This is a genomic window from Paludisphaera sp. (assembly GCF_037189885.1).
Lineage (GTDB): Bacteria > Planctomycetota > Planctomycetia > Isosphaerales > Isosphaeraceae > Paludisphaera.
This window is the reverse complement of the sequence record NZ_JBBCIR010000071.1, coordinates 171,284-185,944: the sequence shown is the minus strand read 5'-3', so window position 1 is coordinate 185,944 and position 14,661 is coordinate 171,284. Positions and strand designations below refer to the sequence as shown.

General features: G+C 69.2%; 13 protein-coding genes. 6 read left to right on the top strand and 7 right to left on the bottom strand.

Annotated features, from left to right (window positions below; translation table 11 throughout):
• The first annotated feature begins 204 nt into the window (after positions 1–204).
• On the top strand, positions 205–621 hold the full coding sequence (locus WG209_RS19790) for a hypothetical protein (protein WP_337176814.1): 417 nt from the start codon (positions 205–207) through the stop codon (positions 619–621).
• Positions 622–1,034: 413 nt separating this feature from the next.
• Here the strand turns inward: WG209_RS19790 and nadD are convergent, their stop codons facing one another.
• On the bottom strand, positions 1,035–1,637 hold the full coding sequence (nadD, locus tag WG209_RS19785; protein ID WP_337176813.1) for a nicotinate-nucleotide adenylyltransferase: 603 nt from the start codon (positions 1,635–1,637) through the stop codon (positions 1,035–1,037).
• 125 nt (positions 1,638–1,762) lie between these two features.
• On the opposite strand from nadD, the gene priA reads away from it, so the two are divergent.
• Together priA and WG209_RS19775 are read left to right on the top strand one after the other, a co-directional pair.
• Positions 1,763–4,174: a primosomal protein N' gene (gene priA, locus WG209_RS19780; RefSeq protein WP_337176812.1), complete on the top strand. Its 2,412-nt coding sequence runs from the start codon at positions 1,763–1,765 to the stop codon at positions 4,172–4,174.
• A 407-nt stretch (positions 4,175–4,581) separates the two neighbouring features.
• On the top strand, positions 4,582–5,235 hold the full coding sequence (locus WG209_RS19775) for a PEP-CTERM sorting domain-containing protein (protein WP_337176811.1): 654 nt from the start codon (positions 4,582–4,584) through the stop codon (positions 5,233–5,235).
• A 77-nt stretch (positions 5,236–5,312) separates the two neighbouring features.
• Here the strand turns inward: WG209_RS19775 and WG209_RS19770 are convergent, their stop codons facing one another.
• The 4 genes from WG209_RS19770 to WG209_RS19755 all read right to left on the bottom strand — a co-directional run bounded on the left by WG209_RS19770 (position 5,313) and on the right by WG209_RS19755 (position 8,417).
• Positions 5,313–5,738 carry a hypothetical protein gene (locus tag WG209_RS19770; RefSeq protein ID WP_337176810.1) on the bottom strand — a complete coding sequence of 142 codons (426 nt, stop codon included), beginning with the start codon at positions 5,736–5,738 and terminating at the stop codon, positions 5,313–5,315.
• A 124-nt stretch (positions 5,739–5,862) separates the two neighbouring features.
• Positions 5,863–6,345, bottom strand: coding sequence for a hypothetical protein (locus WG209_RS19765; protein ID WP_337176809.1), 483 nt, complete (start codon positions 6,343–6,345; stop codon positions 5,863–5,865).
• On the bottom strand, positions 6,345–7,286 hold the full coding sequence (locus tag WG209_RS19760; protein WP_337176808.1) for a DUF1559 domain-containing protein: 942 nt from the start codon (positions 7,284–7,286) through the stop codon (positions 6,345–6,347). Before WG209_RS19760 ends, WG209_RS19765 begins: the two co-directional genes overlap by 1 nt.
• Positions 7,287–7,478: 192 nt before the next feature.
• On the bottom strand, positions 7,479–8,417 hold the full coding sequence (locus WG209_RS19755) for a DUF1559 domain-containing protein (protein ID WP_337176807.1): 939 nt from the start codon (positions 8,415–8,417) through the stop codon (positions 7,479–7,481).
• 307 nt (positions 8,418–8,724) lie between these two features.
• On the opposite strand from WG209_RS19755, the gene WG209_RS19750 reads away from it, so the two are divergent.
• Entirely contained in the window at positions 8,725–10,140 is a 1,416-nt protein-coding gene (locus WG209_RS19750) for a sulfatase-like hydrolase/transferase (protein ID WP_337176815.1), read from the top strand.
• A 215-nt stretch (positions 10,141–10,355) separates the two neighbouring features.
• Here WG209_RS19750 and WG209_RS19745 read toward each other — a convergent pair whose 3' ends face one another.
• Complete coding sequence (locus tag WG209_RS19745) at positions 10,356–11,354, bottom strand: DUF4886 domain-containing protein (protein WP_337176806.1); 999 nt, start codon at positions 11,352–11,354, stop codon at positions 10,356–10,358.
• A gap of 152 nt (positions 11,355–11,506) precedes the next feature.
• The gene (locus WG209_RS19740) at positions 11,507–12,619 is read right to left on the bottom strand and encodes an acyltransferase (RefSeq protein ID WP_337176805.1); all 1,113 of its coding nucleotides are present in this window, start codon (positions 12,617–12,619) and stop codon (positions 11,507–11,509) included.
• A 394-nt stretch (positions 12,620–13,013) separates the two neighbouring features.
• Between WG209_RS19740 and WG209_RS19735 the strand changes: the two genes are divergently transcribed.
• Together WG209_RS19735 and WG209_RS19730 are read left to right on the top strand one after the other, a co-directional pair.
• On the top strand, positions 13,014–13,682 hold the full coding sequence (locus WG209_RS19735; protein ID WP_337176804.1) for a hypothetical protein: 669 nt from the start codon (positions 13,014–13,016) through the stop codon (positions 13,680–13,682).
• 187 nt (positions 13,683–13,869) lie between these two features.
• Positions 13,870–14,655, top strand: coding sequence for a class I SAM-dependent methyltransferase (locus tag WG209_RS19730; protein ID WP_337176803.1), 786 nt, complete (start codon positions 13,870–13,872; stop codon positions 14,653–14,655).
• Positions 14,656–14,661 lie beyond the last annotated feature (6 nt).

Below are 14,661 nucleotides of genomic sequence, written 5' to 3'. Positions count from 1 at the left end.
GCGCGGACGATCGACGGGCTGATCGCGGCGATGGGCGACGCCCTGCGCGCGGTGCGCCCCGCCGACGTGCTGGGCTGGTTCCGCCATAGCGGATATCCAGCCCGACGATCAAGCGATACACCCGACGAGAAACCGCTCTAGCCCTTCGCACGAAATCCGCCAGGATCGGATCGTCGGCAGGTCTGGGATACCCCCGGCGGGGACATGACCGTGGTGGGCGGCAACATTTCTCAGTTTGTTCAATTTACCCAAGTGGGTGATTCTCGCCGGGTTGCTGGGATCGGTGCCCGGAAGATCAAGGGTAAATCCGAAGCGCTCGAAGTCCTTGCGAATATTTTCGAGGTTCGGGTTGCCTTGGTCCAACTTCCGGTTGGCCGTAAACTGCTCCTGAAAAAGAACTTTGATCGACGGATTCTTGATCCTCCCAGAGAGGATCATCGTGCATTCCGTGTAAAGGTCGCGGCAGAAGCCCTGGAAATGGGCGGAAAGGAGCATGATCAACCCGCGGAGATTCTCATCTTCGAGCTGCGGGTTTGGGGTGGCCAACGCCGTGGTCGCCGCGCATTGCTTCTCCAACTCGGCGATCCGGGCAAGCCTGTCAGTCCGCCAGATGCCGAGTGACGTGGAAGGCATTCGCCGCTCCTGGGGACGGATAGGGCATCTGGGTCGCCTATGACTCAGCCGAGAATTTCCCGACAAAGCCCCGGAAACCTGAAATCCCCGGACGCCGACCGCGGACTGTACCGTGAGATGGGGGTTTCTGTTCCTTGACAACTCGGAATCGGTTCAAGTAACGCGGAAGACCGCCAAGCCGCGCCCACGGGCAACAACCACGCAATCAATCGCGCGCCCAACAAGTCCGCCCAAGCAATGCCTCCCCAGCCCGCCCGAGCAACTATAGACGCGCGGGAAACGCATTCGAAAACGACGAACGAAGCCAACTCGATTTCACCGCAAGCACGGCCGACTATTAATCTTGCGGCAAACAAAAGCGAGTCGCGCGATGACGAACGAACCCAGAATCGAGTCCCGCGTCAGGCCGTCGGCGGGGGGGGCGTTCGGTAGAGCCCATGAGCCTCGATGTACGCCCCCACGGCGCTCGGGACCATGTAGCGGATGCTCCGCCCCTCCGCCAGTCGGCTCCGCAGGTCGGACGAGGAGACGCCGATGGGGGGAATGGTCACGAACTCGAAGGGCCTGGCGTCGGGGCCGAGGTCGGGGATCTCCGCCTCCGCCCCCGGGCGGTTGACGACCACGATCGAGGCCATGGAGGCGATCCGCTCGGGCTCGCGCCAGGTCGGCAGGTCGACGAGGCTGTCGCCGCCGATCAAAAAGAACAGCTCGTCGCCGGGCCGCTCCGCCCGGATCTGGGCCAGCGTGTCCACGCTATAGGAAGGGCCGGTCCGCTCGGCCTCGATCTCGGAGACGGCGAAGCCCGGATTCCCCGCCACGCCCAGGCGGGCCATCTCCAGCCGGTGATGCACGGCCGTCCGCTTCAGTCCGCGCTTGTGGGGCGGCTCGTTCGCCACCACGAACCAGACCTGATCCAGCGAGCACGCCTCGCGGCACTGCTCCGCCAGGATCAGGTGCCCGACGTGGATCGGGTCGAACGTCCCCCCGAACAATCCCAGTCGCATGGACGATCCGACCCCCGCTTGCGTTCCAGGCCCGTCCGACATGGACAAACCTACAGATTCGGGCCGATCCGTGATACAATACGATGTCCGCCGACGGCCCGGAAACTCGACGATAGGTCCGCCCGATGAGCGTTGTCAACCAGGATGATCGGCCCGAGGGGGCGGCCGGCGGGGATCCCGAGCCCTCGCCGCGCGGGCGGCTGGTCCGGCCGCCGTCGTGGTTCGGGGGGGGCGACGAGGACGCCGACGGGGAAGACCCCGGCGCGGCCGCCGAGCGCGGCGGCCTGTTCGCGGAGGTGGTGGTCAACCGGGCGTTCGACCAGGCGTTGACCTATCGCGTCCCTCGGAAGCTGGTCGGCGGCATGCGGCCGGGCGTCCGGGTGAAGGTCCCGCTCGGCCGGGGGGGCGGGCTGGTCACGGGATACTGCGTCTCCGTGGGCATGGCGCCGCCGGACGGGCTGTCGCCGTCGAAGATCAAGGCCGTCGCCGAGATCCTCGACCCCGTCCCGCTGATCGATTCCAGGATGCTGGAACTGACGCGCTGGATGGCGGACTACTACCTCTGCTCATGGGGACAGGCGCTCGACGCCGTGGTCCCGGCGGGGGTGCGCAAGCAGGCCGGCACGAGGATCGGCACGTTCCTGGTCGTCCCGGAGGAGACCCGCCAGGGGCTGGCCGACGGCACGCTCGAACGGCGGCTGACCAACAAGCAGGCCGCGGCGCTGGACGTCCTCGGCCGCGCCGACGGCGAGCTGCTGACCGTCGCCGACGTCTGCCGCCGCGCCCGGTGCGGCCCCGGGGTCGTCGACGGCCTGCGGAAAGACGGCGTGATCCACACCGTCAAGCGTCGCCTCTCCCTCGACGAGATGAAGAAGGCCAAGGGCGACGGCCAGACGCCGGACGCCCCCCTCCCACCGCCCGAGTCCGGCAAGAAGCCCGACCTGACCCCCGAGCAGCGGACCGCGCTGGACGCCCTGACCCCGGCCCTCCGCGGCGACGCCTTCGCGCCGTTCCTGATCTTCGGCGTGACCGGCAGCGGCAAGACCGAGGTCTACCTGTCGGCCATCGAGGAGGTGGTGGCGCGAGGCCGAGAGGCGATCGTGCTGGTGCCGGAGATCAGCCTGACGCCGCAGACGATCCGGCGCTTCAAGCGGCGGTTCAACCGGGTCGCGGTGCTGCACAGCCACCTCGGCGACGTGGAGCGGCACCGCCACTGGAGTCGCATCGCCAAGGGGGAGGTCGACGTCGTCGTCGGGGCGCGGTCGGCCATCTTCGCCCCGGCGCGGCGGCTGGGGCTGATCGTGGTCGACGAGGAGCACGAGAGCACGTTCAAGCAGGAGACGGTCCCCCGCTACCACGCGCGCGACGTCGCGGTGAAGCGGGCGCACCTGGAGGGCGTGCCGGTGCTGCTGGGCTCGGCGACCCCGTCGCTGGAGTCGTGGTCGAACGCCGAGCGCGGGCGATACGGCAGGATCGCCATGCCCAGCCGCGTCGAGAACCGGCCCATGCCCGCGGTGGAGCTGATCGACCTCCGGCACGAGAAGAACATGACCGGCGGCCTGAGCGCCACGCTCCGCGACGCCATCCAGCGGGCGCTCGACGACGACGGCCAGGTGATCCTGCTGCTGAATCGCCGCGGCTACAACACGTTCGTCATCTGCCCGAAGTGCGGCGAGGTGGTGAAGTGCAAGCACTGCGACGTCGCCGCGACGTTCCACAAGAGCCGTCGCATGTTGATCTGTCACACATGCGACGCCGAGCGTCCGTGCCCGCCGGCCTGCCCGTCGTGCCAGGCCCCCGTGCTGCACTACGGCGGGATCGGCACCGAGCGCCTGGAGCGCGAGGTCCGCTCCACCTTCCCGTTCCACGAGGCGCGCCGGATGGATTCCGACACCATGCGGAAGCACGGCAGCCACGAGGCGACGCTGGCCGCGTTCAAGGAGGGCGAGGTCCGCATCCTGCTGGGGACGCAGATGATCGCCAAGGGGCTGGACTTCCCCAACGTCACGCTGGTCGGCGTGGTCGACGCCGACGTCGCGCTGCACCTGCCCGACTTCCGCGCCGCCGAGCGGACGTTCCAGCTGGTGGCGCAGGTGGCCGGCCGGACGGGCCGCGGCAACCGGCCGGGGCGGGTGCTGGTGCAGACCTACAGCCCGGAGAGCCCGGCCATCCTCCACGCCGCGCGGCACGACTACGAGAGCTTCGTCGCCCAGGAGCTGCCCCATCGCCGCGACGTGCTGGCCTCCCCCTACGGCCGCGTCGTCCGGCTGCTGGCGCGTGGCCGCGACGAGGCGAGGGTGAAGGCCTACATGGAGGCGCTGTCGGCGCGGCTCCGCGAGCGGGCCGACCGCTCGGTGAAGTTCCTGGGCCCCTGCGCCGCCCCGGTGATGAGGATCAAGGAGGAGTTCCGCTTCCACCTCCAGCTCCGGTGCGCCACGGTCGCCCCCCTGCACGCCCTGCTGCGGGACCTCTCCGAGCCGGCGCCGCCGCCGCGGGTGGAACTGGCGGCGGACGTGGATCCCGTCGGCATGCTTTGACGCGACGCCCCCTCTCGGCAATCGGGCGCGTCGCGTTCAGGGAAATTCCGACAAAGCGCGACAATTCACGTTTACAGCCCCGACGACCGGGGGTATTCTCCCCGCCGTTGGTTCACGCCGTCGGTTCCCAGGGATGGGGATCGGGGTGGACCCCTGGCGGAGACGGGCATGGATGCGACGACTATCCGCTCACATCCACGTCACCTCTCGCCGGGCCGCCGGAACCTCGCGGCCTCCCTTCGCGTGGGCCGCACGGTAACGTCTCAGCGGTGAGCCTGGATCTCGCGACGATCGCGCCGCGCCGCTTCTCACTGAGCGGGCGAGGCCGTCACGACGCGAGCCATTCGGCAGCGACCGAGGAACCGGGATTGCGTCGTGACAATCCTAATCTTGTTCAGGAGGAAGAGATGAGCATGACCAAGGGACTGACGAGGCTGAAGTCCGCGGTCCTCGCCGCGAGCCTGGTCGTCGGCGCCGGGACGAGCGTCGAGGCCGCCGCGATCCTCAAGTACCAGACCGCCACGGCGATCGACCTCAGCTCGGGGATCACCGGGGCCAACCTGATCAGCTTCACGCCGGCCTCCGGCGAGATCGACGTGGCCTCCGGCTCGGTGAACGCCGGCCTGGGCACGTTCGTCGTCGCCCCGCCGGCCGAAGGCTCGCGGACGGTCTACGAGAACGTCAAGTTCGCGATCACCTTCCTGCCGCAGTCGCTCGCCGGCGAGCCGATCTCCAGCGTCTCGCAGGTGATCACCGGCGTCCTCAACGGCGTGGTCGACAACGCCTACCGCTCGACGGTCGTCGCCACCTTCGACGACCCCGAGGGGAGCCTCGACCTCGGCTCGCAGACCATCACCCTGAGCTTCCCCAAGGGCGAGAAGCTCCTGGTCCCGCCCCGGTCGTTCGGCGGCGTCACCACGGCCGAGGCCCAGATCACCTCGACCGCCACCCCCGACACCCCGGTGCCCGAGCCCAGCACCATCGCCCTGGTCCTCACGACCATCGGCGGCCTGGCCCTCCGCCGCCGCGTCTCCGCCCGCCGGGCCCAGCCCGCGGCCTGAACCGCCTCCGAACAAGCGACGCCTCATCTCGGCCCCCGGCGATCCCAAGATCGCCGGGGGTTTCCGCGCGCCCCGCCTCAACCGAAGGCGTGCCCGAACGAGACGATCCCCCCCGCCAGCCAGACGAACCAGCCCAGCGCCCACAGCGCCACCCCCATCGCCCCCGCCACGCCCCCCCGCCCCGCCAGGGTCAGCCGGGCCACCAGCGCCACCGCCAGCGCCGGCGCGAGCCAGATCGCCAGCCGCGTCGAGGCCTCCAGGCAGCAACTCTGCCCATTCCGGGCGATCGCCCCCGTGAACGGCCCCGTCACCGTCAGCAGCGTCGTCAGCACGCGCGGCCGCCGAGCCAAGTCCGAGGGCGTCCCCGACGACGTCACCGCGAACGTCAACGCCGTGAAGGCGAGGAGCAGCCCCAGGAAGCTGAGGCGATACGCCGCCCCCTCGCCCAGGAACCAGCCGCGACGCCCGCGCTCGAAATCCGGGTCGGATCCATGAGTTTTCATGACGGGCCTCCCACCGCCAGGGTAGCGACGGCGCGTGGGAAGGTCCACCAACGAAGCGACGCCCGGCCGCCGTTGGGCACGGCGACGGGCGTCGAGATGAGTCGCGTTTCGCGGGGTCCGCGGGTCAGCGGCGGCGGGATTTCTTGACGCGCTGGGGTTCCGAGGAGAGGGCGAACTCGAACGCGTTGTCGGCCCCGGGCCTGACCTCGGCGACCAGCTCGGTCCGGACGTTGTAGCGCTCGGGGACGAGGTCGCGTTCCTCCTCGATGGTCGTCCCCGGGGCGTCGGGATTCGGGATCTGCTTCCCGGTCGCCTCGATCGCCACGATCTCCACCTGGTACCGGCCGGCCGCGGGGCCGTCGGACCCCTCGGCCCGGAAGACGCCGTCGCGGACCTCGGCCACGGCCGCCGTCGGGCCGTCGAGAGGGACGAACGTCACCTTGCCCTTCGGCAGCGGCTTGCCGTCGAGCGATACCTTGCCCGTGACGGCGACCCGCTCCGGGCCCCCGTCGCCGCAGCCCCCGAGGCACGCGACGCCCGCGAGGCACGCGGCGAGGGACAGCCGGCGGAACAGCGACGATCGTTGATGGTTGTTCGTCTTATGCATCAGTAGGCATCCGAGCTGATGACCTCGCCGCCGGCCCGGCTGCTCAGGGCCTTCCAGTTTTCGAGCGAGATCGAGTCCTTGATGAAGCGGACCGAGCCGTCGCCCAGCAGCACGTTTACCCCGCCGGGGTGCCGGCTCCGCGACGCCATGTAGTGGGTCGCCGCGGCCCCCGTCCTCCGCGAGCAGGGCGCCCTGCGCGGGTCGGTCTGCTCGCCGCACACGCCGTAATCCGGCACCTCGCTGTTCGGGGCGTTGCGGGCGTTGATGTGATAGGACGTCGACAGGTCGGTCCAGATGCGGCCCCGGCGATCGACCACGCTCTGCGGCTGGCCGGTCGGGTGCGGCATCTGGAGCACCTCGGCCATCAGGAACGTGTTGCTCGCGCCGTCGGTCAGCTCGGCCAGCGACGCCCCGTAATTGATCGCGAACGGGGCCGGCAAACCAGGGTCGCCGTAGGTGTTCTGGCCCCAGTTGATCCCGTAGTTCCCCTTCACGTCCGGGTTCCTGCCGTTGTCGCTGATGAACAGCACCTGCTGGTCCGACGGGCAGTCGTACACCGCCAGCCGCGTCAACCGCGCCGTGTCGTTGTGGTCCGTCTGGAACGACTGCGAGTAGTTGTAGGCATTCGCCACGTTCCCCAGCTCCACGAAGGGGAGTAGCGAGGTCACGAACGGCTGGCGATAGTCCCTCGTGGGCGTGACGGCCACCGCGATCGACCCCGGCGCGAACCGGCCGTGGACGTCGTGGTAGTTGTGCAGCGCCAGGCCGATCTGCTTCATGTTGTTGACGCACTGGACCCGCCGCGCCGCCTCGCGGGCCGCCTGCACCGCCGGCAGCAAGAGCGCGATCAGCACCGCGATGATGGCGATCACCACCAGCAGCTCGATCAGCGTGAATCCAACACGACCCGAAGCCTCGTCCCGCACTCGTTTCCGATCCACGTTCCCGCTCCCCTCGGCCGCCGGGCGGGCGACCCGTCGCCCGGCGGCCCGGCCTCATGAGCTCATCGAAGTCGCCGGCCACCACCGGCCGACGCGACAGACGACATCATGAGTTTCTCTATCGAACTTGTCAACAATTGCCTCCACTAATTCTACCGACTTTGTAGGATTAACCCGGTCGACGCCTCGTGGTCAGTAGGCGTCCGAACTCACGACCTCGCCGCCGGCCTGGCTGCTCAGGGCCTTCCAGGTGACGAGGGAGATCGAGTCCTTGATGAAGCGGACCGAGCCGTCGCCCAGCAGCGCGTTCACCCCGCCGGGGTGCCGGCTCCGCGACGACATGTAATGGGTCGGCCCCATGCCCGTCCTCCGCGTGCAGGGAGCCCTGCGCGGGTCGGTCTGCTCGCCGCACACCCCGAAATCCGGGACCTGGCTGTTCGGGCCGTTGCGGGTGCTGATGTGGCACGATGTCGACAGGTCGGACCAGATGCGGCCCCGCCGGTCGGCCACGGTCGCCGGCTGGCCGGTCGGGTGCGGCAGCTGGATCACCTCGGCCATCAGGAACGTGTTGCTCGTGCCGTCGGTGATCTCGGCCATCGACGCCCCGTAGTTGACGCCGAACGGAGAGGGAAGCACCTGGTCGCCGAACGTGTTCTGGCCCCAGGCGATTCCGTAGCTCCCCTTCACGTCGGTGGTGCCGTTGTCGCTGACGAACAGAATCTGCTGGTCCGACGGGCAGTCGTACACCGCGAGCCGTACCTGCCGCGCCGTGTCGTTGGGGTCCGACTCGTACGAGTGCATGTAGTTGAAAGCGTTCCCCACGTTCCCCAGCTCGATGAACGGCAGCAGCGACGTGACGAACGGCTGGCGGTAATTCCGCGTGGGCGTGACGGCCACTGTGATCGACCCCGGCGCGAAGCGGCCGTGAACGTCGTGATAGTTGTGCAGCGCCAGGCCCAGTTGCTTCACGTTGTTGGTGCACTGGATCCGGCGGGCCGCCTCCCGCGCCGCCTGCACCGCCGGCAACAGCAACGCGATCAACACCGCGATGATTGCGATGACCACCAGAAGCTCGATCAGCGTGAACCCGCCGCGACCCGGAGCCTTGCTCCGCGATCGATCCCGACCCATGTCCATCCCCCACCCCCTTCGCTCGACCAGCCCGCCGGCCTACGCGACCGACACGGCGGCACAGATGATCACGTTCTCTATCAACCTTTACAACGGCAGCTCTCAAATTTCTTCACAACCCGGCATACAAGGCTGTTCGCGCGTCATTTCGCCACATGGAACCTTGTCAAAATGCATTGTCAATGGAGTTGACCGGAATACTAGACAATCGGTATAGTGTCCGCCGCGCTCCATGCGTGGCCCGCGACGGGGCCGTCGAGGAGGCGAGGCGCGCGTCGGGCGGAACATCCAGCGGAATGAGGGCGTGATGGTTCGATCGAACTCGGGGAGTGGGGCCGCGTGGACGCGGCGCGTGGCGTGGGCGGTTTTGGCCTGCGTCGCGACGACGCCGGCGGCGTGGGGCGCGGACGGCAAGCGGCCGAACATTGTCGTGCTGATCACGGACGACATGGGGTACGCGGACCTGGGTTATCACGGGAACCGCGACTTCCCGACGCCCAACATCGACGCCCTGGCGTCGAGCGGGACGCGGTTCACGAACGGCTACGTCTCCGGGCTGTATTGCAGCCCCACGCGCGCCGGCTTCCTGACCGGGCGGTATCAGCAGCGATTCGGCCACGAGTGGAACCCCTCGGGGGGCAGGAACCTGGGGCTCCCGCTGGGCGAAAAGACGATCGCCGACCGGCTCAAGGCGGCCGGGTACGCGACGGCGCTGGTGGGCAAGTGGCACCTGGGGGGCGACGCCGACCACCACCCGCTGAGGCGCGGGTTCGACGAGTTCTTCGGCTTCCTCGGCGGGGCGCACACCTACTTCGCGGAGAAGACCGAGAACGTCTACCGCGGGACGGAGGTCGTCCGCGAGAAGGCGTACCTGACCGACGCCTTCGCCCGCGAGGCCGTGGACTTCATCGAGCGCCGCAAGGGGAAGGCGGAGCCGTTCTTCCTGGAGGTGGCCTTCAACGCGGTCCACACGCCGATGGACGCGGACGACGAGCGGCTGGCGAGGTTCTCCGCGATCGCCGACCCGACCCGCCGGACCTACGCGGCCATGCTGACGGCGCTCGACGACGCCGTCGGCGCCATCGTCGCCAAGCTCCGCGCCGAGGGGCTGGAGGACGACACCCTCATCGCCTACTTCAACGACAACGGCGGGCCGACGATGACCGGCACGACCAAGAACGGCTCGCGCAACGACCCGTTCCGGGGCTCCAAGCGGACGTCGCTCGAAGGGGGCGTCCGGGTGCCGTTCCTCCTGAGCTGGAAGGGGACGCTCCCCGCCGGCGCGTCCTACGACAAGCCCGTCATCCAGCTCGACCTGCTCCCGACGGCCCTCGCCGCGGCCGGGGTCGAGGTCGATCCCGAATGGAAGCTCGACGGCGTGAACCTGCTGCCGTTCCTAACCGGTGCCGCCGCCGGCGCGCCTCACGAGGCCCTCTACTGGCGCATGGGCCCGCAGGCGGCCGTCCGCAAGGGGGACTGGAAGCTCGTCCGCTACGACTCCACCGTGGACACGCCCGGTGCCCGCTCCAACGCCGCCCGCGCCCGGGTCACGCCGTTCCGGCTCTACAACCTGGCCCGGGATCCGGGCGAATCGAGCGACCTCTCGGCCGAGAATCCGGAGAAGGTCCAGGAGTTGCTCGCCGCCTACCGGGCCTGGAACGCCCAGCTCGCCGAACCGCTCTGGGGCCCCGGCGCGGGCGAGGCCGCCGCGAAGGGCGATTGAGCCGACGCAACGCGAAACCTCCCCGGAGTCTCCCCCGACCACGGCGGGGAGGACGCCGACCTCAAGATCGCCCCCATCAAGGCCGGGCTGGCGAGTCGCCTCACGACGACCAACGCCCCCCGTCGTCCGGGGCCGCCGGGATCGCGAGTGAGCGAACCGACCGGCCCGGACGCGCGACGGGCCGGTCGTTCGAAGCCCCGCGTCGCGACGCGCCCTCAGCGCGCCGCGACGGCCTTCTCCTTGATCTTGACCTCGAACTCGGTCCCCTTCAGGCCGGCGACGGCGCGATGGGCCGTCTCCTGGAGGAACTGGGCGTACTCGGCGTTGATGCCGTTGGGGCGGAACGGGCAGCCGACGGCCGGGCGGCCGAAGAGGGATTCGTAGAACACCAGCGACCCGAGATACTGACCGGCGACGCTGGCGTGGTGCCCGTCCATCGCCATGCGGAAGGTCCCGTCGGCCTCCTTCGTCCACCGTCGGCCCATGTGAAGCGAGTGCGTCTGCTTCGGCAGGGCGGGATGGGCGGCGGCGGCCAGGTCGAACTTCGTGTCGGGGCGATAGCCCCACGTCGGGTCGGAGTCGGCGATGTGGAAGGCGTCGCCCACCGGGATGATCGGGGCGTCCAGCTCGCGGGCGATCGTCCGATAGGCCCCGGTCAGCCCCCGATGCATCGCCTCGCGGTCGGCCGGCTCGCCGGGGGCGGGTTCCTTCGACGGATCGAACCGCGGGTCGTCGACGCGATAGGCCCAGGTTTGATGGACCACGACCCGCGCCCCGGGCGCGCCGCGACGGATGCGCTCGACGAGTTGCTCGGCGTGGGGACGGTAGGTCTCGACGTCGTGGCTCCGGATGCTCGCCTGCTGGACGGTGATGTAATCCCAGGGCTCGGCCGCCAGCTCCCACGCCAGGCTCCGCCTGGTGCCGGCGTAGAGGCCGTTCGGATCCTCGGGGTCGGCGTCGTGGGCCTCGGCCTTCTCGCAATGCTGCTGGAGGGTCCCGCCGGGGATCGCCGCCTGGTGGTGGATCAGGATATCCCCCCGCGACTTCGCCACCTCGTCCAGATAGCGGGTGGCGTCCCGCGAGAAGCTGTTCCCGACAGTCAAAAGCCGGACCGTCCGGGGGCCGTCGGGCGGCGACTGGCCGACCGCCCCCGGCGCGAAGGCGATGACGGCGATGGCGACGGCGACGAGCGGGGCGAGACGCGGGCGCGGCATGGGGAGTCGGCTCCTGGGGGTTCCTCCGGCGTGGGGCGTCGCCGGCACGATTGCAAGCATATCAAGCTATCGGAGCCGAGCCCAGGACGCCGACGCCCATTCCGCCGCGTCAATCCGTCCGCCAGACAGCCGCATGGGCGCCGGGACCGTCGTCAATACTCCGCGGCCACCGGCAAGGCCGGCGGCTGGGCCGTCCCCGTGTCGCGCGGGTCGACGGCCCGTGCCAGTTGCTTCCGCCGCAAGAATGGGCTCTCGATGAAATGCCAACTCAGGAAGGCGGCCCCCATCGAGCCGACGAAGGCCGTCGTCGTGAGGCTGGCCGGGGTAAGCCAGGTGCCGAACCAGGCCACGAGGAGCCTCTGGATTGGGAACGAATACAAGTAAATACCGTAGGAGAAATCCCCACGGCTTCCGAAGTCGACAAGGGAAGGCACATTCTGAAACGCCAGGTAAAGGATCGCGTAGGCCCCCGCCACGGGGACCGCGACCGGCAGGAGGTGCCACGCGGGCACGAGCGCCGATAGGACCAGGGCCGCGACAGCCGCGCCCAGGAGCTTGGCCGAGCACCTGATGCGATCGCGGTAGAGATAGCCCAGCACCCCGGCCAGGAACGCGCTCATGAGGCGCGGCCAGAAGCCCGGATAACCGTAGAGCCAGGTCAAGCGACTCCCGGGCATCCGCCAACCGAAGCAACCCTGCCCCGCATGGCAGGCCAGGCAGAGCAAGAACGCCATGAGCACCAGACGCCTCCGCCCCAGGATCCCCATTAGGCCCCAGGCCGCCACGGCCAGATAGCACAGAAACTCGTAGCGGATCGTCCATAGCGACCCGTTGACGGATTCGGCCGGTATGTGCAACTTGAGATCCACCACCCCCAGGAGGAACGACTTCGCCGAGAACCGCCGCCAATATTCCGCCATGTCGGGTGCCAACAAGGGTGCCGCGATCAGGCCCGAGAACAAAGCCGCGGCGATATAGCCGGGATAGATCCGTAGCACCCGCCTGCGCATGAAGTCGCCGAGCCCGCGCGAGGTGACCCAACTCCTCGCGATCAGGAAGCCGCTCAAGATGAAAAACCCGTCCACGGCCAGTTCGCCACCCGTCTTCTGCCCCCCCGTGGCGACATAGACCGGCTCCTCCCGATTCCCCGTCTTCAACAACAGGATATACGAATGCGAGAATATGACGACCGAGGCCAGGTAAAATCGCGCGAAATCGATTGAATTGCAGCGTCCCTCGCAGATGTCACCAAGAGTCTTCTTCATTCTAAGCCGCCTTAACACACGCCATTTCGACCCCCGAAAAGCCAAGCAGACAATCTAGCAATCACCATACAGGCCGATAGCGTCGATGCCCACAAACACCCATCCAAACGCCAAGCGTTTCAAGCCAACATCGCACCCAGGCCAATAGACGACTCTGGACAACATGCGGCCCTCATGGCCGCGCCAGTCACCGTCACGCCAATGGATGCCACGCGGTACGACGTCAATTCGGTTAAGCCGCGCGGCGAAGGCCGACGAGGCACCGTCCTTAAGCGGTGGGAATGCCGTCGAACTTCGGGCCGCCCCGCCGGCCCGATCTTGGCCCCGGCGCGGTATCATCCTGGGGCTGGCATGGAAGGCCCGTCGCGGCGAGAAGAGGAGCGGACGAAGACGCATGTTCGGCTCGATCGGTTATGAGCAGGCGGTGTACGGCAGCTTCCCTTTCTGGTCGCGGGGATACGCCCTGCTGGCGGCCTCCGCGGGCTGCCCCCCCGCCTGGCGCGACGCCATGAAGCGGGCCTGCGCCCGGTTCGGCGAGCGGCCCGCTGGGGTCGAAAGCTTCCGGAGCGTCTTCGCCCTGCCGATCGACCGATCCGCGTGGATGGTCGTCCGGGTCGATTCCCTGGGCCGCGACGACCAGGGGAGGCCCGGCGCGCTGGCGTTCCACGCCCTCTTCGTCTCGCCGTGGTCCTACCGACGCGCCGGGGCCTGCCCGCTGGCCTTCGCCCCGGCCTTCCGCCGCGACTGGACCGCCGCCGACCAGGACGCCACGCTCCCCCCCGGACGCCTCAAGCCCGTACCCCTCGGCCGCGCGCCGGATGGGCCGGACGACGAGCGCGTCGGCCCGATCGTCGAGTCCCTGTCGCGGAGTCGCCGCGTCGTCGTCCAGGCCGCCGAGCCCGCCGACGCGCTGATGCGGTCGGTCTGGAGGCGGCTGCCGGGACGCGTCCGGCGTCGGACCCGGGCCGCCTCGTGGGCCTTCGGCAACGCCAACGAATTCGATTTCATCCCCGTGCCCCGCCTCGCAGCCCTCACCCTCGACGGCTCGGAGCTGATTATTTAAGTCAACACTCGACTTAGACAGGCATTTCAAGGCGAGCACCAATGACATGGTCTGGTCCGGCCGCCCTCCGGGCCGAACGCGGCCTATAATTCCTGGACCGACCCGCGAACCCGCAGCCTCGGCCTTCGAACGGCCGACCGGGGCGAAGGCAGCCCTCGGGACGGGTCGGACGGGAGCGACCCGGATCGTGCCCAATTCCAGCCGCCAGACGCCCGACCAGCGCCGCTCGTGGAGCCGGCACGCGGGGCGGTATGACGAGACGTTCCTGAGCCCCTACGGGCCCGGCGTGCGGAACCCGCTGTGGGCCGCGCTCGACGGTCTGGCGTGCGGGACCGCGACGATCGCCGACCTGGGGTGCGGCACGGGGCCCCTGCTGCCGTCGCTGCTGGCGCGGTTCGGGCGCGTCGTGGCCCTGGACTTCGCCCCCGGGATGCTGGAGCGGGCCCGCGAGCGGATCACCCCGGCGGACGCCGGCCGCGTGACGTTCCTGGAGCGGTCGATGGAGGACCTGGACGACCTGGCCGGGACGCTGGACGTGGCGACGGCGGTCAACTCCCTGGTGATGCCCGACGTCCGGCGGATCCACGCGACGCTCTCGGCCGTCCGCCGGGCGCTGCGGCCGGGGGGGACGTTCCTCGGGATCGCCCCGTCGATCGACGCGATCCAGTACCACACGATGCTGCTGTACGACCACGCCCTGGAGAGCGGCCTGGGCCCCGACGAGGCCGAGACGTTCGCCAAGGTCCACGGCGAGCATCGTTATTACGACTTCGCCCTCGGCCGCTTCAGGTTCCGGGGCCTTCGCCAGAAGTTCTGGCAGCCGTTCGAGTTCGAGCACCGCTTCGGCAAGGCCGGGTTCCGCTCGGTGACGATCGAGAAGGTCCTGTACCCCTGGGACGAGAACTTCGTCGGCGCCGCCGAGCTGGCCCACCTGCCCCCGAGCTGGGACTGGTTCTTCCGCGCCGAGGCGTGAGCGGCC

Excerpts from the sequence above, each read along its gene's own strand:
- WG209_RS19755 (WP_337176807.1), bottom strand. The coding sequence starts at position 8,417 with ATGGGTCGGGATCGATCGCGGAGCAAGGCTCCGGGTCGCGGCGGGTTC.
- priA (WP_337176812.1), top strand. The coding sequence starts at position 1,763 with ATGAGCGTTGTCAACCAGGATGATCGGCCCGAGGGGGCGGCCGGCGGG.
- WG209_RS19735 (WP_337176804.1), top strand. The coding sequence starts at position 13,014 with ATGTTCGGCTCGATCGGTTATGAGCAGGCGGTGTACGGCAGCTTCCCT.
- nadD (WP_337176813.1), bottom strand. The coding sequence starts at position 1,637 with ATGCGACTGGGATTGTTCGGGGGGACGTTCGACCCGATCCACGTCGGG.
- WG209_RS19740 (WP_337176805.1), bottom strand. The coding sequence starts at position 12,619 with ATGAAGAAGACTCTTGGTGACATCTGCGAGGGACGCTGCAATTCAATC.
- WG209_RS19775 (WP_337176811.1), top strand. The coding sequence starts at position 4,582 with ATGAGCATGACCAAGGGACTGACGAGGCTGAAGTCCGCGGTCCTCGCC.
- WG209_RS19770 (WP_337176810.1), bottom strand. The coding sequence starts at position 5,738 with ATGAAAACTCATGGATCCGACCCGGATTTCGAGCGCGGGCGTCGCGGC.
- WG209_RS19790 (WP_337176814.1), top strand. The coding sequence starts at position 205 with ATGACCGTGGTGGGCGGCAACATTTCTCAGTTTGTTCAATTTACCCAA.
- WG209_RS19745 (WP_337176806.1), bottom strand. The coding sequence starts at position 11,354 with ATGCCGCGCCCGCGTCTCGCCCCGCTCGTCGCCGTCGCCATCGCCGTC.
- WG209_RS19750 (WP_337176815.1), top strand. The coding sequence starts at position 8,725 with ATGGTTCGATCGAACTCGGGGAGTGGGGCCGCGTGGACGCGGCGCGTG.
- WG209_RS19765 (WP_337176809.1), bottom strand. The coding sequence starts at position 6,345 with ATGCATAAGACGAACAACCATCAACGATCGTCGCTGTTCCGCCGGCTG.